Source organism: Patulibacter americanus DSM 16676 (assembly GCF_000420025.1).
Classification (GTDB): Bacteria; Actinomycetota; Thermoleophilia; order Solirubrobacterales; family Solirubrobacteraceae; genus Patulibacter; species Patulibacter americanus.
The window spans coordinates 848,755-863,703 of the sequence record NZ_ATUD01000001.1 but is presented as its reverse complement, the minus strand read 5'-3'; the positions used below and the strand labels follow the sequence as shown (position 1 = coordinate 863,703).

The window sequence follows — 14,949 nt, the reverse complement described above, 5'->3', positions numbered from 1 at the left end:
AGCCGCAGGAGTCCCCATGACCGACGTCCCCCATGACGACCCGACCGCGATCCTGCGGCGCAACCTGCTCGAGGTCTTCGGTGAGCGCGACCCCGCGCGGCGCCGGGCGGTCATCGACGAGCTCTACGTGGCGGACACCCGCTTCGCCGAGGCCGGCGGCACGGTCCAGGGCCGCGACGCCGTCGACGCGGCGGTCGGGCGCATCCTCGACGACGTCCCGCCGAACTTCCGGTTCGTCGTCGAGGCCGAGCCCGCCGTCGTCGACGGGCTCGGCCGCATCGGCTGGGGTTTCGGGCCCCCGGACGGTCCCCCCGCCGTGCACGGGATGGACGTGGCGACGTTCCGCGACGGCCGCATCGACCGTCTGTGGACGTTCCTCGACGCACCCCCGCAGGACGGCGGCGGGCCGGGCTGAGGCGCGGACCGACGACCCCCCGCTCTCCTGGGAGCATCGCGCCGTGCGCCTGAACGACTTCTCCCCGCCGGACACGCAGGCGGCGCGCGCGGCGCTGCAGCTCGCGACCGCCTACCACTCGCCCGCGCTGCTCCACCACGTGATCCGGTCGTGGCTGTGGGCCGAGGCCTTCGCGCGGATCCAGGGGCGGGAGGACGTCGACCACGAGCTGCTCTACACGGCGGCGTTGCTGCACGACATCGGGATCACCACGGCCTTCGACAACGCCGTCCTCGCCTACGAGGAGGCCGGCGGCCACGTCGCCGTCGCGCTGACCACCGGCGCCGGGTGGACGCCCGAGCGGCGGCGGCGGGTCCTCGACGTGATCGTGCGCCACAACTGGCCGTCCGTCGACCCCGAGGTGGACGTGGAGGGCCACCTCCTCGAGATCGCGACCGGCCTGGACATCTCGGGCGACCGGCCCGACGCCCTGCCCCGGCCCTTCCTCCGCGAGGTCCTGGAGGCCTATCCGCGCCTGGGTCTGGCGGAGGAGTTCACCGCGAGCGTCGAGGACCAGGCGGCGCGCAAACCCACCACCGCGGCCCACCGGCTCGTGCGGTGCGGCCTCGCCACGCACCTGGCCGACCACCCGTTCGACCGGGACTGACGGTCGCCATCGGGCGCGGGGCGGTGGCCGACGTCACGGGCGGGTGACGGTCACGGACGGGGCGCCGAACGGCCCCGCGACGCGCCGCGGCGGCAGCGATCACGACGGCTGCTGGCAGCGGTGGCGACACGACTAGGTCCGCGGGCGGTCCCGCCGGATACTCGCCGCCGAGCGTTCCGCTCGCCCAGCATCCGATCCGAAGAGAGCCCCCGTGTCCGATCAGACCACCGTCCCGGCCGTCGTCCTCGAGCCCGCCGCCCAGGCGTTCGCCGCCGCCACCGCCGACCCGCCCCACCTCGCCGACCTCGGTCCCGTCGAGGGTCGCAAGCTCGTCGACCAGACCCAGTCAGGCGAGGGCGTCTACAAGGCGCCGGTGCAGGAGGAGTGGCGCACCGTGACCGGCGGGCCCACGGGTGAGGTGCGCGTGCGCATCGTCAAGCCCGAGGGCGCCGGCGGCACGCTGCCCGTGATCCTCTACATCCACGGCGCCGGCTGGGTGTTCGGCAACGCCGCGTCGCACGACCGGCTCGTGCGGGAGCTCGCCGTCGGGACGGGGGCCGCGGTCGTGTTCCCCGAGTACAGCCTCTCCCCCGAGGTGCGCTACCCCGTCGCGATCGAGGAGTCCTACGCCGTCGCGCAGTGGATTGGAACGAGCGGCGCGGAGGCGGGTCTCGACGGCACGCGGATCGCGATCTGCGGCGACTCCGTCGGCGGCAACATGTCGGCGGCCCTGACGATCATGGCCAAGCAGCGCGGCGACGTGTCGTTCCTCGCCCAGGCGCTGCTGTACCCCGTCACCGACGCGAGCTTCGACACCGAGAGCTACCACCAGTTCTCCGAGAACTACTGGCTGCGCCGCGACGGGATGCAGTGGTTCTGGGACCAGTACACGACGGACCCCGAGGAGCGCGCGCAGTCGACCGCCAGCCCGCTGCGGGCGACGGACGAGGAGCTCGCCGGCCTGCCGAAGGCGCTCGTCATCAACGCCGAGGCCGACGTGCTGCGTGACGAGGGCGAGGCCTACGCGCGGCGCTTGCGGGCCGCCGGGGTCGACGTGACCGCCACCCGCTACAACGGCGCGCTGCACGACTTCATGATGCTCGACGCGCTGCGCGAGACGAACGCCGCGGCGGGCGCGATCGCGCAGACCATCGGGTTCCTCGGCGGCGCCCTGGCCTAAGGGCGGGGTCGCCTCAGCAGGGCCGCTCGCGCCGCTCCAGGTCGAGCTTGCGCAGCAGCCCACCGAGCTGCTCCCGCTCCTCGTCGGAGAGGGCGGAGAGCAGCTCGCCGGTCGCCTCGTGGCGGGCACGGCGCATCTGCTCCAGCCGCTCCTCGCCGCGCGGGGTGAGGCACGCCAGCGTCGAGCGCCGGTCGTGCGGGTCGGGCCGCCGCTCCACGAGCCCGGCCTCTTCCAGCGCGTCGACGAGGGTCGTCACGGTGCGCGGCACCACGTGCATGCGCTCGGCCAGGTCGGCCATCCGCAGCGGCTCGCCGTGGCGGGCCAGGGTGCGCAGCGCGCGGGCGGCCGCGGGGGTGATCCCGAGGGGGGCCAGCAGCTCACGCGACTGCACGTGGATGGCGCGGGCGGCCCGGGAGAGCTGCTCGCCCAGGGTGGCGACATCGGCGTCCACGTCGGCCGGCGCGTGGGGAGCGTCGGACATGGGCATGAGCATACTGAACCCCACGCATTGTGAGTTTGACTCAGTACTTGCTAGAGTACTGAGCACCCCTCACTGAATCGCCGTGGACGCGGCGGTCGCGACGAAGGAGCCGTTCGCGATGGACGAGACGAACCCCACCCCCTCAGGCCCGCGCCCGGTGCGCGCCATCACCAAGAGCGACGAGTCGCTCGACCTGCGCCGCATCGTCGCGCTCTTCCGCCCCTACTCCCGCCGCGTGGCGATGGTCGCGGGGCTCATCTTCCTGTCGGCGATCCTCGGCCTGGCGCAGCCGTTCCTGATCCGCGAGATCGTCGACGTCGCCCTGCCCGACCGCGACACGACGCTGCTGACGTGGCTCGTGCTGGGCATGGTCGGCGCGGCGATCATCGGGTCGGCGCTCGACGTCGGGCAGACGCTGCTGTCGAACACCGTCGGCCAGCGGGTCATGCACGACCTGCGCACGAAGGTCTACGACCACCTGCAGAAGATGTCGCTCGCGTTCTTCACGCGCACGCGCTCCGGCGAGGTGCAGTCGCGGATCGCCAACGACATCGGTGGCATGCAGGGCGTCGTCACCTCGACCGTCACCAGCCTCGTGTCCTCCTTCACCACGGTGGCGGCCACGTTGACGGCGATGCTGTTCCTCGACTGGCGCCTGGCGCTGGCCACGCTCGCGGTCGTCCCGCTGTTCGTGTGGCTCACCCGCACGGTCGGCCGGATGCGGCGAAAGATCGTCACGCAGCGCCAGAAGCGCCTGGCCGACATGTCGGCGATCGTCGAGGAGTCGCTGTCCGTCTCGGGCATCGTCCTCACCCGCACCATGGGCCGGGCGCCCGACCTCGTCTCGCGCTTCGCCGACTCGTCCTCGACGGTCGCCGACCTCGAGGTGCGCTCGGCCATGGCGGGCCGGTGGCGCATGGCCTCGGTGCAGGTCGCGTTCGCCGCGATGCCCGCGCTCGTCTACTGGATCGCCGGCTACACGAGCGCGAACGGCGGCACCTTCGTCACGATCGGCACCCTCGTCGCGTTCACGACGCTGCAGACCCGGCTGCTGATGCCGATGGTCACGCTGCTGCGCCTGGGCGTCGAGGTGCAGTCCTCGCTCGCGCTGTTCACGCGCGTCTTCGAGTACCTCGACACGCCGATCGACGTGCGCGAGCCGGAGCACCCCGTGCGCCTCGATCCCGCGACCGCCCGCGGCGCCGTGCGGTTCGAGCACGTCTCCTTCGCCTACGACGAGCGCAGCGGGAAGACGCTGGACGACATCGACCTGGAGGTGCCCGCCGGCGGCACGCTCGCGATCGTGGGCGAGACGGGCTCGGGCAAGACGACGCTGGGCTACCTCGTCGGGCGCATGTACGACGTGGACGAGGGCCGGGTCACGATCGACGGGGTCGACGTGCGCGACCTCTCCCAGGACGACCGCTCGGGGCTGGTCGGCGTGGTGGCGCAGGAGACCTACCTGCTGCACTCCTCCGTCGGCGACAACCTGCGCTTCGCCAAGCCCGACGCTACGGACGACGAGCTCGTCGAGGCCGCGAAGGCCGCGCAGATCCACGAGCTGATCGCGGCGCTCCCCGACGGCTACGACACCGTGGTCGGCGAGCGCGGCTACCGGTTCTCCGGCGGCGAGAAGCAGCGCCTGGCGATCGCCCGCGCGATGCTGCGCAACCCGCCGGTGCTCGTCCTGGACGAGGCCACGAGCGCGCTCGACACCCGCACGGAGCACGCGGTCCAGCAGGCCCTGGAGCGCCTCTCCGAGGACCGCACCACGATCGCCATCGCCCACCGCCTCTCGACCGTCCGCGATGCCGACCGGATCGTCGTCCTGGACAAGGGGCGGATCGTGGAGCAGGGCAGCCACGACGAGCTGCTCGCGCTCAGCGGGCACTACGCGGCGCTCGTGGAGCGCGACCGCGAGGGGCAGACGCTGCCGGCGTAGGGGTGTGTCGCCCGGGCACGAACCGAGGCCGACGACATCCTCGACCTCGGGTCTCACCGGTGATACGGTGGGCGCATGGAGAGCAGCGTTTCGATCCGCGACCTCCGCAACCAGGGGGGCGAGGTCGTCGACCGGGTGTCGCGCGGCGAAGGTGTGACCGTCACGCGGGACGGGCGCCCGGTCGCAACGCTCCGCCCGGTTCCCCCCGTGCCGCTCTCGGCCGAGGCGCTGCTCGCGCGGTGGCGCGGTCTGCCCACCGGCGATCCGGATGCGCTGCGTCGTGACCTCGATGCCGTGCTGGACCCGTCCTTGTGAGTCCGCGTCACGAGCGGGGCGTGCTCGACACGTCCACCGTCATCCAACTGCCGCGGCTGAGCGCTCCTGAGGCGCTGCCCCAGGAGCCGCTGATCACCGCGATCACGCTCGCGCAGCTCTCCGTCGGGCCGCTCGTGACCGACGACCGGCACGAGCGGTTGGTGCGCCAGGCCCATCTGCAGCAGGCGGAGGCGGATTTTGATCCGCTGCCGTTCGATGATCGCGCCGCACGGGTCTTCGGGCGCGTCGCGGCCTCACTGCGCGCGTCGGGGCGCAAGCCCGCCGCGCGCGCCTACGACGCGTTGATCGCCGCGACGGCTCTGGCCCACGGGCTGCCCGTCTACACGACGAACGCTCGGGACTTCGACGGTATCGAGGGGCTCGAGGTCGTCGCTGTCGAGGTGGGGTGAGACCGGCGCCGCCGACCGGGGCCTCCTCGCCCGCGGCGTGCGGCTTGCCCGCGACGGCCGCACGGTCCTCGACGGCGCGCAGCTGCGCGTGCCGCCGGGCGAGGTCACGGCACTCATCGCCCCCTCGGGTGCGGGGAAGAGCAGCCTGTTGCGGTGCGTCGTCCGCCTGCTCGCGCCTGACGCCGGGGCGATCAGCCTCGACGGGGTGCCCGTCGCGGACCTCGACCCGCGGGCGCTGCGCCGCCGGGTCGGGCTCGTCGCCCAGACGCCGGTGATGCTCCCCGGCACGGTGCGGAACAACCTCGCCTACGGGCTCGACGCGCCGCTGTCGTCCGCGGCGGCGCACGACGCGCTGCGTGCCGCGGGCCTCGACGCCACGTTCCACGACCGCGACGCCCACGCGCTCTCGGGCGGCGAGCGGGCCCGGGTCGCGATCGCCCGCGCCCTGGTGCGCCGTCCCGAGGCGCTGCTCCTGGACGAGCCGACGGCCGCGCTGGACCACGACGTGGCGCTGCTGGTCGTCGACGCCCTGCGGGCGCTTGCCGACGGCGGGCTGGCCGTCTGCCTGGCGACCCACGACCTGCCGCTCGCGCGCCGGGTGGCCGACCGCTGCGTGGCGCTGGACGGGAGCGCCGCGTGAGCCAGGCGGTCGCCCAGGTCGTCGCCGCCCTCGCGTTCGCGGGGCTCGCCGCCGTGCTGGCCGCGCGCCTCGGTCTCGGTCTGGGGCGCGAGATCGTCGTCGCGGCGGCTCGCGCCACGGCGCAGCTCGCGGTCGTCGGCGGACTCATCGCGGCGGTCTTCCGGGTCCCCGAGCTCGCGGTCGCGTTCGTCGCCCTGATGGTGCTCGCCGCCGCGATCACGGCCGGGGGACGGTTGCGGACGATCGCCGGGTCCCGCCGCCTTGCGGCCGCCGCCATCGCCGGTCCCGCCCTGGCCGCCACCGGCCTGCTGCTCGCCGTCGGCGCGTTCGAGGCCGCGCCGCGGGCGATCGTGCCGACGGCCGGCATCCTCATCGGCGGCGCGATGGCCGCCACCACGCTGACGGGCCGCCGGCTGCTCGAGGGCCTGCGCGACGAGCAGGACGTCATCGAGACCCGCCTCGCCCTCGGCGACGACGTGCGCACGGCCCTGCGCCCGACGATCCGCACCGCGATGGTCACCGGGCTCGTACCCGCGATCGACCAGACGCGCAGTGTCGGGCTCGTGACGCTGCCGGGCACCTTCGTCGGCCTGGTGCTCGGCGGCGCGAGCCCGGCGACCGCGGCCCGGGTCCAGCTCGTCGTCCTGCTCGCGCTCCTGGCCGTCGAGCTGCTCGCGGCACTCGTGATCTCCGAGGCCATCCGCCGGCGGGTGACGGCCCCGGGGGAGCGCGTGGTGGTGCCGCCCGCGGGCTGAGGGGGAACGACCCCGCGCGGCGAAGGGCCGGGCCCGACTCAGGCCGCGTCCGGGCCGGGGTCACCGCCGGCCACCCGCTCGACCGCTCCGGCGACGACCGACCGCAGCCACGCGTGGGCCCGGTCGCCCTCGTAGCGCTCGTGCCACGCGACGACGAGCGGCACGGGCGGTACGTCCAGCGGGACGGGCGCGGTGCGCAGGCCCAGGGCCGCGATCGTCGGGCGGCACAGCCGTTCCGAGACGACCACGACGGGGTCGCCCGCGGCCGCGAAGTGCAGGGCGGCGGTGCTCGTCGGGGCGGTCGCCAGGACGCGGCGCCGCAGGCCCTGCGCCTCGAGCAGGTCGTCGATGGGGTCGGTCAGGCGACCCCGGCGGGAGACGATCACGTGGTCGGCCGCCGCGAACCGCTCCGGGGTCAGCTCCCGCGCGGCCAGGTCGTGGCCCGCGCGCAGGGCGACGACGAGGCGGTCCTCCAGGAGCGTCTGCGTGCGGATCTCGGGCAGCACGTTCGTCGCGGAGCCGATCTCGAGGTCGAGGTGACCGTGCTTGAGCTCGAGGGTGTCGACGGCCCGCTCGGGCAGCAGCCGCAGCGCCACGCCGGGGGCCTGGGTGCGGACGGCTTCGAGCAGGAGTGGGCCGATCGCCGTCGTCACCGCGTCGTGGGCCTGCACGGTGAACGTGCGCGTGAGGGTCGACAGGTCGAGGTCGCGTTCCGGGGCGAGGACGGTCTGCGCCTCGACCACCAGGGCGTGGACCCGTTCGCGCACCCCGAGGGCGAAGGGCGTGGGGGTCATCGTGCGCCCCGTGCGGACGAGGATCTGGTCGCCCGTGACGGTGCGGATCCGTCCGAGCGTGCGGCTCATCGCCGGGGACGAGAGGTGCAGCCGCGCCGCGGCGCCGCCGACGCTGCCCTCCTCGAGCAGGGCGTCGAGGGCCACGAGCAGGTTCAGATCCAAGTGCACCACGGTAAATCTCAACCTACCGAACATGCATTTGTGGTTATGCCTGCCCCGGAGCACGATGAATGGACCAGCACGCCCGACTTCCCGGAGCTCCCGATGATCAGCACCACGCACCAGCCCACCGACCGCACCGCCGCGTTCGGCAACCCGTCCGCAGACCCCGACGACGCGCGGCTGCTCGCCGAGGTCGTCGCGGCCGTCACCGCCGCCGGCGCCGCCCTCCTGCGGCGCTACGACCCGGCCGCCCGGGCCGGCGATCGCGACGAGCTCTTCGCGGCGCTCGAGGCCAACGAGGCCACGTCGGCGGCGATCCTCCGGCCGGCGCTCACGGCGCTGCGTCCCGACGCCGGGTGGGCCGAGGGCGAGCTCGAGACGGCGGCGCTGCCGCCCGGCGAGTGGTGGGCGGTCGACGCGGTCGAGGGCAACGTCAACCACGTCCACGGCATGCCGGAGTGGGGGGTGACCGCGACGCTCCTGCGCGACGGCGTGCCCGTCCTGACCGCCGTCCGCGAGCCCGTGCTCGACCGCACCACGACGGCGCTCCGCGGCGGCGGGGCCGAGCGCGACGGCCGGCCGCTGCGCGTGTCGACGAAGGACGGCCTCGCCGCAGCCCTCGTCGCGACGGGCCAGGCCGAGGCCGGGCAGACGGCGAGCTACCGGCGGATCGGCGACTCCATCACCGCGATGCTCGGCCACGCGGTCCTCGTCCGCGCGACCGTCCCGTCGACGTTCCCGCTGCTCCTCGTCGCGGGCGGGCACCTCGACGCGTTCTGGCAGTACGAGGCGGTCCTGCCCGGGATCGCCGCGGGCGCGTTGGTCGTGCAGGAGGCCGGCGGCCGGGTGACGGGCCCCGACGGGACCCCGTGGCGACCGGGGGTGCGCGACGTCCTGGCCGCCGCGCCGGGCGTGCACGCCGCGACCGCCGACGTCCTCGCGGCCGTCGCATGAGCCGCTCCGTGACCATCGCCGTCCTCGGCGCCTCCGGCGCGACGGGCGTGCTGCTCGTCGGGCAGGCGCTGGAGCGCGGCCACTCCGTCGTGGCCGTCGCCCGCGACCCGACGAGAATCGACGTGCCGGACCACGACCTGCTGCTGCGCGCGGCGGGTGACGTCCACGATCCGGACGGGCTCGCCGCGGCGCTGGACGGCAGCGACGTCGTCGTCTCGGCGCTCGGGAACCGACCCGGCGGCGGTCCGCAGATCCTTGCCGCGGGGGCCCGCGCCGTCGTCGCCGCGGGGGTGCCGCGGGTCGTCTGGCTCGGCGCGTTCGGGACGGGTGACTCGGCCGGACCCGCCGGTGCGCCCACCCGCGCCCTCCTGCGCCTGGCGCTCCGCGGCGAGCTCGAGGACAAGGCGGCAGCCGACCGCCTCGTCGTCGCGGCCGGCGGCACCGTCCTCCACGCGGGACCGTTGACGAACGGCGCGCTGTCGAGCGCCCGCCGGACGGTCGACCTCGCGGACGCGCCGCGGCGTCTGTTCCCCCGCCCGGTGAGCCGCGCGACGGTCGCCGCCGCGATGCTCGACGAGGCGGAGGCCGCGACGCCGCGGGCGGGGATCCGGGTGCCGCTCGGTCGGTGAGCGGGCGAGGGGCGTGCGGGTAGCGCCGGTAACCGCCCGGTCACCCGTTCGTCACGTCCGCGCCACATGGCCGACGCCCCCCGGACCTAGCGTCGGCGGGGATGTCCTTCCCCCGTATCGCTCCCCCAGCGTCGCTCCGCACCACCCTCGCGGCCGCCGCCCTCCTCGCTGTCCCCGTCGCGCTCCCCGGCGCGGCCCACGCCGCCACCCCCGCACCGACCGCCGCCGCGCACACCGCGGACCCGTCGAACGTCGACCCGTCCGTGCCGGCCGGCGCCACCGCGCAGTCCGCCGCCACGCCCACCGCCGCCCGCCGCGCCGACACCCCCGCGGGCAGCCCCGTCGTCTCCGAGACCTTCGACGACGGCAAGGTCCCCGACGGCTGGACGCCGGGCGCCGGCTCGGGCACGTGGGACGTCGAAAACGGGCGCCTGATCGGCCGCTCCGCGAACAGCGGCCAGGTCTCGACGATCGCGTTCGGCCCGCACCTCGAGGACTACCGCTTCGAGGCGACGGTCCGCTTCGAGTCCGTCGTCGACGGGAACCGCTGGCTCGCGCTCGCGCTCGACATGCCCGCGACGGGCGTCGCGCCCTGGGGGCAGGCGGCGATGCGGTCGAACACCACGGCCACGAACGGCACGGAGTTCGCCCAGCGCACCCCCACGAACCAGTGGTCGGTGACGAACACCGCGGCGGCCCCGACGGCGGCGGGCGTCGGCACCGACGTCAAGGTCGCCATCGAGGTGCACGGCACGAGCGCGACGTGGTTCTTCAACGGCGCGAAGGTGCAGACCACCAACACGCTGTTCCGCTCGGAGGACGGTGGCCTGGGTCTCGTGGCCAACGGCGCGAAGGTGCAGTTCGACGACATCACGGTGACGCCGCTGGCGGCGCCCTCCCTCGTGCTGCCCAACGACGCGACGGCCGTGCCGAAGGTCGTCGCGCACCGCGGCTACTCCTCCGTCTCGCCGGAGAACACGAACGCCGCGATGGCGATCGGCTCGCGTGCCGGCGCGGACTTCGTCGAGGACGACGTCGCCACGAACGCCGACGGCGAGCCGTGGATCATCCACGACGACACCGTCGACCGGACCACGGACGGCACCGGCGCGCTGGCGACACTGACGTCGAGCTACCTCCAGGGCCTCGACGCCGGATCCTGGTTCGGCTCGGCGTTCGAGAAGGAGCCGCTGCCCAGCCTCGACTCGCAGCTCGACGTGGTCAAGGGCGGCACGGCGAAGCTGCTGCTCGAGATCAAGTCCCCCGAGACGGAGGCCGAGGTCCGGAACATCATCGACCACGTCCGCGCGAAGGGGATGGTCCGCCGCACCGTCATCCAGAGCTTCGACGACAACATCGTCCGCTGGGCGAAGGCCTACGAGCCGAACATCCCGACGATGATCCTGCGCGGCGGGCTCGACGCCGACCCCGTTGCGACGGCGAAGGAGCTCGGCGTCGTCTCGTACAACCCGTCCGCCGCGGCGCTGCGCGGCAAGCCCGAGGTCGTCCAGGCCCTGAACGACGCCGGCATCGCCGTCATGCCCTACACCGTCGACAGCCCGGCGGACTGGCTGACGCTCCGCGATCTGGGTGTCGACGGCATCATCACCAACCGCGCCGGCGAGCTCGTCGGCTGGAACCTGCGCTACGCCCAGGGCGGCGCTGCCGCCCCGGCCAAGCCCGCGACGGCCGCGATCCTCGCCCCGAAGGACGGCGCCGAGCTGACCCGCGGCGAGCAGGTCTCCCTGGCGCTCGACGCCGAGGGCGACACGTCGATCGAGGCCACCCTCGACGGCAAGCCGATCGCCCCCGGAGACACGATTGACCCGGACGCGCTGGCCCTCGGCGAGCACGTCCTGCGCGTGAGCGCCCCGGGCGCGGCCGGCCAGCCCGCGACCGCCGAGTCGCGGTTCACGGTCCGCGCGACGAGCACCGGCGTGGCCTCGCTCGTCGCCACCCTGCGCGGCATCCCGACGGACCTGCGCGCGGCGCTGCTGCCGCTGGCGGTCGAGCGCCGCTGGGCCGCGTTCCGCGCCCGCCTGACCAAGGCCGAGGCCTCGCTGACGGCCGACGTGTTCGCGCTGCTCGACGGTGACGCCGCCGCGCTGCAGGTCGCGGAGGGCGCGGGCGAGGGCGAGACCCCCGCGCCGAGCACGCCGGAGAAGGGCGACAAGGGGGACAAGGGCGATCCGGGCACGAACGGCAAGGACGGCGCCCAGGGCCCGAAGGGCAACACCGGCGCCCGCGGCCCGGCCGGCCCGAAGGGCAAGACCGGCGCGAAGGGTCCGAAGGGCGACCGCGTGACCGTCGTGCGCAACAGCGGCCTGCGCTGCAGCGTCTCCACGCGCACCATCTCCTGCACGAAGACCAAGACCTCGTCGCGCACCACGGCCCGCCTGACCCGCAGCGGCCGCGTCTACGCGAAGGGCCCGCTGCGCCGCCTCGTGCGCACGCGGACGATCACGCAGGGCCGCTACACCCTGCGGATCGGGACGGGCGCGAAGGCCGCGAAGGTGGCGGTGCGGTTCGGCTGAGGCTCGGGCGACCTGCGCCCGGCGGTGCGGTTCGGGTGCGTGCCGCGCCGCGACAGCCCTGACGGGGCGTCGCGCCGCTACACCCCGGACGGGGCGGTGCCGAACCGCTCCGTCCCGATCGTCGACAGGAGCTGCAGCTGCTCGTAGCCCGCGGTCCCCGGCGGTGCCGTCAGCACGAGCAGCACCTGCGCCTGGTCCTGGGTCAGGAGCACCTGGCAGTCGACCTCGATCGGGCCGAGCTCGGGGTGGATCAGGGTCTTGTGCTCGTCGAACCGCTGGCCCACCTCGTGGAGGTCCCAGACCGCCGCGAACTCCGGGCTGCGGGCGAGCAGGTCGGCGACGAGCTCGCCGGCGCGCGGGTCGTCGCCGCGCAGGGTCACCGCGGCCCGCAGGCCCGCCGCCTGCTGCCGCGTCTGGTGCTCGTGGGCGTCCTCCGGGTAGCGCCGCCGCTCGTCCGGGTCGGTGAACCAGCGGTAGAAGCCCGAGCGCTCCGGACCCGTGAACCGCGAGTGGTCGCCGAGCAGCGCCACCGCGAGCCGGTTCTGGACCAGCGTCTCGCCGAGGTCGGAGAGGATCAGCGCGGGCGTGTCCTCCAGCCGGTCCAAGACCCGCATGAGCGGCGGGCTGACGTGGTCCGAGCGCCGCGAGCGCACCGGCGGGGTGTGGCCGGCCAGGCGGAAGAGGTGGTCGCGCTCGTCGATCGACAGCCGCAGGCCGCGGGCGATCGCCAGGAGCATCTGCTCGGACGGCCGCGGGCCGCGGCGCTGCTCCAGCCGGGCGTAGTAGTCCGTGGACATCCCGGAGAGGCTCGCGACCTCCTCGCGGCGCAGGCCCGTCGCGCGGCGGCGCGGGCCGACCGTCATGCCGACGTCGCCCGGCTGCAGCGTCTCGCGCCGTCGGCGGAGGAAGTCCGCGAGTCCGTCCCGGTCCATGGGGACATCGTGCCGGGTGCGCGCCCCCGCAACCAGGGATCGCCGATCCATGGATCCACGCTCCTCTTTCGCCTGCCGGCGCGCGGGCGCATCCTGGGTCCATCGGGCACCCCAGCCCTGTCCACGGAGGACCACCATGCAGACCACCGGCAACACCATCTTCATCCCCGGCGCCACGTCGGGCATCGGGCTCGCGCTGGCCCAGCGGCTGCACGCCGCCGGCAACGTCGTGATCGTCGGCGGACGCCGCCGCGAGCTGCTGGACCGCATCGTCGCCGAGCACGACGGGATGGCCGCCGTGGCGGTCGACGTGGCCGATCCCGCGTCGATCGAGGCCGCCCGCGACGAGCTGCTGCGCACGCACCCCGAGCTCAACGTCGTGGTGGCGATGGCGGGCATCATGGTCCCGGAGGACCTCCACGGCCCGGGCTTCCTCGAGACGAGCGAGGCCACGATCGCGACGAACCTGCTCGGCACGATCCGAACGATCGCGGCGTTCGTCCCCCACCTGACCGCCCGCCCCGACGGCGTGCTGATGACGGTGTCGTCCGGCCTGGCGTTCGTCCCGCTCGCGATGACGCCCACCTACAACGCCACGAAGGCGGCGGTCCACTCCTTCACCCAGAGCCTGCGCGTCCAGCTGTCCGACACGCCGCTCCAGGTCATCGAGCTCGTCCCGCCGGCGGTCGACACCGACCTGATGGCGGGCGACTTCGGCGGCATGCCGCTGGACGCCTTCGCCGACGAGGTCATGGAGCTGCTCGCGGCGCACCCCGACGCGGACGAGGTGCTCGTGGAGAACGTGCACCCGCTGCGCTTCGCCGAGGCGCGGGGGACGCACGCGCAGATGGTGGCGGCGCTGAGCGGGCACTGAGGGAGGCACGGGGCGGGCGCGGTCGGCGGCGGCCGGCAAGTCACGAGGGCCCGTGGACACGTGTAGACGGGCCGTCTACACTCGCCCCATGGGCGCTCCGACGACCACCGTCCGGGTCAGCGTCGACACCCGCGACCGCCTCCGCAGGCTCTCCGAGCGCCGAGGCGTCTCGACGGGGGCGATCCTCGACGAGCTCGCCGCCCAGGCGGAGGAGCAGGACGAGGTTCGGGAGTGGGCGGAGGACCTGCGGAGCCTGCCCGCCGATCAGCGTCGCGCCTACGAAGAGGAGCTCGCCGACTGGGAGGCCGTCGCGGGCGACGGCCTGAGCGCCAACGCGTGACCACCACCCCGAAGCAGGGTGAGGTCTGGCTCGCCAACCTCGATCCCGTGGTCGGCGGCGAGGTGCAGAAGACGCGGCCGGTGCTCGTCCTCACCCGGAACGAGTTCAACGACACGCCGCTGCAGATCGTGCTCGCCGTCCCGCTCACCACCACCCCGGGGCCGAAGCTCCACGTGCGCGTCGAGATTCCGAACCAGACCCCGCGCCGCGTGTCCTACGCGATGCCCGAGCAGACCCGCGCGCTCTCCCGCCACCGGCTGATCAAGCGCCTCGGGGAGCTGCCGCTCGAGCCGCGGCAGGAGATCGCCCGGCGGCTGCGGCTCCTCACGCATCAGGCGTGAGACGGCTGGACTACGCGGGTCGATACGTACGATCGCCCGTGATGACGGAGACCACCAGCAAAGAAGTTCGTGCCGCCTTCGCTGCCTGCATGAAGCGAGCCGGCGTCGAGCGGAAGGGGGCGTTGTGGTACGTCCGATCTTCCGAGGTGATTGTCGTCTTCTCGCTGCAGAAGTCGCAGTACGCCGCTTCGTTCTATTGGAACGTCGGCTTCTGCCTGACGACCGTGGATGGAGGCCACGAGCGGTATCCAAGACCGAATGACGCGCACATCCGAGCCCGGGCCGAGGGGATGTTCGCCGCGGAGGAGCAGCACATCTCCGCGCTCCTGGACGCGGAGTCCGACGTGCCACCAGAGGAACGGCGCGAGGGGCTGTGCCACTTCATCTCCGAACGTGTTCTGCCGTTCTGCGCGGACGCCTCGACGGTCGATGCACTGAGGGAGATGGTGGCGTCCGGCCCGCTCGCGCACCTCCCCATCTGGTCCGACGAGGCGCGCGACGTTCTTGATCCCCTCTGAAGGGGGTGGTTACCAGCATTGCCGCATGCCCGAGACCCAGACCGTCCGCCGCGTCGCCATCGTCATGTTGTGCGGCGGGGGCGCTCT

Annotated in this window: 18 protein-coding genes; 15 read left to right on the top strand and 3 right to left on the bottom strand. The window is 74.2% G+C overall.

Translation table 11 applies throughout. The features are described 5' to 3' along the window. The first annotated feature begins 16 nt into the window (after window positions 1–16). The 3 genes from F593_RS0104120 (at window position 17) to F593_RS0104110 (ending at window position 2,241) form a co-directional block, all read left to right on the top strand. Window positions 17–415 (top strand): nuclear transport factor 2 family protein, encoded by a 399-nt coding sequence (locus F593_RS0104120; RefSeq protein ID WP_022927493.1) that lies wholly within the window; start codon window positions 17–19, stop codon window positions 413–415. 43 nt (window positions 416–458) lie between these two features. Then, a complete protein-coding gene (locus F593_RS0104115) occupies window positions 459–1,061 on the top strand; it encodes an HD domain-containing protein (protein ID WP_022927492.1) in 603 nt (200 codons plus the stop codon). A gap of 211 nt (window positions 1,062–1,272) precedes the next feature. Then, entirely contained in the window at window positions 1,273–2,241 is a 969-nt protein-coding gene (locus F593_RS0104110) for an alpha/beta hydrolase (RefSeq protein ID WP_022927491.1), read from the top strand. Window positions 2,242–2,254: 13 nt separating this feature from the next. Here the strand turns inward: F593_RS0104110 and F593_RS0104105 are convergent, their stop codons facing one another. After that, on the bottom strand, window positions 2,255–2,722 hold the full coding sequence (locus F593_RS0104105; protein ID WP_022927490.1) for a MarR family winged helix-turn-helix transcriptional regulator: 468 nt from the start codon (window positions 2,720–2,722) through the stop codon (window positions 2,255–2,257). A gap of 118 nt (window positions 2,723–2,840) precedes the next feature. Here F593_RS0104105 and F593_RS0104100 point away from each other — a divergent pair, with 118 nt between their 5' ends. From F593_RS0104100 to F593_RS22325, 5 genes are all read left to right on the top strand, one after another. Further along, a complete protein-coding gene (locus F593_RS0104100) occupies window positions 2,841–4,664 on the top strand; it encodes an ABC transporter ATP-binding protein (RefSeq protein ID WP_084629429.1) in 1,824 nt (607 codons plus the stop codon). Between the two features lie 75 nt (window positions 4,665–4,739). Further along, window positions 4,740–4,979, top strand: coding sequence for a type II toxin-antitoxin system Phd/YefM family antitoxin (locus tag F593_RS0104095; protein WP_022927488.1), 240 nt, complete (start codon window positions 4,740–4,742; stop codon window positions 4,977–4,979). Between the two features lie 20 nt (window positions 4,980–4,999). After that, the gene (locus F593_RS0104090; RefSeq protein WP_022927487.1) at window positions 5,000–5,389 is read left to right on the top strand and encodes a type II toxin-antitoxin system VapC family toxin; all 390 of its coding nucleotides are present in this window, start codon (window positions 5,000–5,002) and stop codon (window positions 5,387–5,389) included. Window positions 5,390–5,426: 37 nt separating this feature from the next. After that, window positions 5,427–6,029, top strand: a complete 603-nt coding sequence (locus F593_RS22330) for an ABC transporter ATP-binding protein (RefSeq protein ID WP_022927486.1) — start codon at window positions 5,427–5,429, stop codon at window positions 6,027–6,029. Beyond that, a complete protein-coding gene (locus F593_RS22325) occupies window positions 6,026–6,784 on the top strand; it encodes an ABC transporter permease (RefSeq protein WP_022927485.1) in 759 nt (252 codons plus the stop codon). Before F593_RS22330 ends, F593_RS22325 begins: the two co-directional genes overlap by 4 nt. A 38-nt stretch (window positions 6,785–6,822) precedes the next feature. On the opposite strand, the gene F593_RS0104075 is transcribed toward F593_RS22325, so the two are convergent. Beyond that, the gene (locus F593_RS0104075; protein WP_028721416.1) at window positions 6,823–7,746 is read right to left on the bottom strand and encodes a LysR substrate-binding domain-containing protein; all 924 of its coding nucleotides are present in this window, start codon (window positions 7,744–7,746) and stop codon (window positions 6,823–6,825) included. A gap of 39 nt (window positions 7,747–7,785) precedes the next feature. Here F593_RS0104075 and F593_RS0104070 point away from each other — a divergent pair, with 39 nt between their 5' ends. The 3 genes from F593_RS0104070 (at window position 7,786) to F593_RS22320 (ending at window position 11,857) form a co-directional block, all read left to right on the top strand. After that, the gene (locus F593_RS0104070; RefSeq protein WP_211216147.1) at window positions 7,786–8,694 is read left to right on the top strand and encodes an inositol monophosphatase family protein; all 909 of its coding nucleotides are present in this window, start codon (window positions 7,786–7,788) and stop codon (window positions 8,692–8,694) included. Further along, window positions 8,691–9,323 carry an NAD(P)-dependent oxidoreductase gene (locus F593_RS0104065; RefSeq protein ID WP_022927482.1) on the top strand — a complete coding sequence of 211 codons (633 nt, stop codon included), beginning with the start codon at window positions 8,691–8,693 and terminating at the stop codon, window positions 9,321–9,323. The genes F593_RS0104070 and F593_RS0104065 overlap by 4 nt, the downstream gene beginning before the upstream one ends. 101 nt (window positions 9,324–9,424) lie before the next feature. Continuing rightward, window positions 9,425–11,857, top strand: a complete 2,433-nt coding sequence (locus tag F593_RS22320) for a glycerophosphodiester phosphodiesterase family protein (protein WP_022927481.1) — start codon at window positions 9,425–9,427, stop codon at window positions 11,855–11,857. A 77-nt stretch (window positions 11,858–11,934) separates the two neighbouring features. On the opposite strand, the gene F593_RS0104055 is transcribed toward F593_RS22320, so the two are convergent. Then, window positions 11,935–12,789 carry a helix-turn-helix transcriptional regulator gene (locus F593_RS0104055; protein WP_022927480.1) on the bottom strand — a complete coding sequence of 285 codons (855 nt, stop codon included), beginning with the start codon at window positions 12,787–12,789 and terminating at the stop codon, window positions 11,935–11,937. Window positions 12,790–12,925: 136 nt separating this feature from the next. Here F593_RS0104055 and F593_RS0104050 point away from each other — a divergent pair, with 136 nt between their 5' ends. From F593_RS0104050 to F593_RS0104035, 4 genes are all read left to right on the top strand, one after another. Next, window positions 12,926–13,663, top strand: coding sequence for an SDR family oxidoreductase (locus F593_RS0104050; protein ID WP_022927479.1), 738 nt, complete (start codon window positions 12,926–12,928; stop codon window positions 13,661–13,663). 88 nt (window positions 13,664–13,751) lie between these two features. Continuing rightward, complete coding sequence (locus F593_RS0104045; protein WP_022927478.1) at window positions 13,752–14,003, top strand: antitoxin; 252 nt, start codon at window positions 13,752–13,754, stop codon at window positions 14,001–14,003. After that, window positions 14,000–14,344, top strand: coding sequence for a type II toxin-antitoxin system PemK/MazF family toxin (locus F593_RS0104040; RefSeq protein ID WP_022927477.1), 345 nt, complete (start codon window positions 14,000–14,002; stop codon window positions 14,342–14,344). Before F593_RS0104045 ends, F593_RS0104040 begins: the two co-directional genes overlap by 4 nt. A 41-nt stretch (window positions 14,345–14,385) precedes the next feature. Beyond that, the gene (locus tag F593_RS0104035; protein WP_022927476.1) at window positions 14,386–14,862 is read left to right on the top strand and encodes a DUF4304 domain-containing protein; all 477 of its coding nucleotides are present in this window, start codon (window positions 14,386–14,388) and stop codon (window positions 14,860–14,862) included. Window positions 14,863–14,949: the final 87 nt, after the last annotated feature.